Origin of the sequence: Acinetobacter sp. MF4640 (assembly GCF_002018895.1) — a bacterium.
GTDB lineage: Bacteria > Pseudomonadota > Gammaproteobacteria > Pseudomonadales > Moraxellaceae > Acinetobacter > Acinetobacter johnsonii.
Window position 1 is genome coordinate 1 of record NZ_MVOM01000128.1, and the last position, 1,188, is coordinate 1,188.

The following is a 1,188-nucleotide window of genomic DNA, read 5'->3' on the forward strand; positions in this document are numbered from 1 at the left end:
TTCCCACTCAGCGTAGCTTCGAGTTCTACCATCAACACCACCATCTACAACGCGCTTGTTTAGGAACATTAAGTTAGGATCAAAATCATATGCACTAAGTAGTGGCTCTGATGTAGCATCAATACCGTTATTATCGTTAATGCCGAAGTTAATGATGCAATGGGTCGGTTTAGGTGTCATAGTCAAAGCAGCATCAATCCAGTTTTTGGCCCAACGCGTTGTTTGCCCCCCCTTCGAGATATTAAGCACTGTTACATTGATACCTTGTGAGGCAAGTTTTTCTTTGATACGTCGGGATAACCACTGGGAGTCATTATCTGTCTGAAGACCGTTAGGGTACATAGCTTGATACTTAGTGGCCATGTTAGCTATCGGGTAATATTGCGCAGTTTCTCCGATAGTTGCCGCTTTAGGATACCCGCCCCATGAGTCTGCATAAATTAATATGACATCACCATCTTTAAAGAAAGAATCTTTTGATGTCTTCGCAGATTTCTTATAAGCAAATATACCGCTTAATAAAACCGATGTTGGAGTTGATGTTTCACAAGTTACTCTCACCTTAATTGTTTCCGCTGTTGCGAAATCAATGAATACGTGGTGAACCTGACCAACAGCATACACAGCATCATGAATAACTATTGAGCCATTAAAAACTTGTAAGCGTGCTTTGCCACTTGTTTTATACGTTTGACTATCAGCACTTGAAATGTAAGATTCATCACGTACAGCTAATGGTATTTCTATAAAACCATCACTGTTCTGTGCATTAAAACTAATTTCAAATCCATTACCAGCTATACCATCTTGTAATTTATAAGAATCCGATAAATATTGTGTATGAGCATTAGTACCAATATTCAGGGCAACTTTCCGATTTAGGCCAACATCAAAGTAACCTACAAGATCGGCAGTTTTTACAAGGTTAGTGGTTCCTGCGGCCCAACCACCCGTTTTAGCTGTTCCAAGTAAAGTCACAGGAATAGCAATCGCTACCCCATCTGTTGTGATTTGTCCCAAACTTGATGTTTGTCTTAAATACTTGGCTGGGTTGAAATTAAAAATCAGGTTTTCAGATTTCTTGTAGCTATACTTCTGAACACAATTTACGATGTGGTCAGCCAATCCTTTATACCCAAACAAAGTTAAATGCTGACTTTGAAAACTGTCATGCATTGTCTGCACTTG

Annotated in this window: 1 protein-coding gene; it reads right to left on the reverse strand. The window is 39.4% G+C overall.

Going from position 1 to position 1,188, the window contains the following annotated elements; translation table 11 throughout:
• On the reverse strand, window positions 1-1,176 hold a 1,176-nt coding region (locus tag MF4640_RS18740), incomplete at its 3' end, for a hypothetical protein (RefSeq protein WP_153042490.1).
• Window positions 1,177-1,188: the final 12 nt, after the last annotated feature.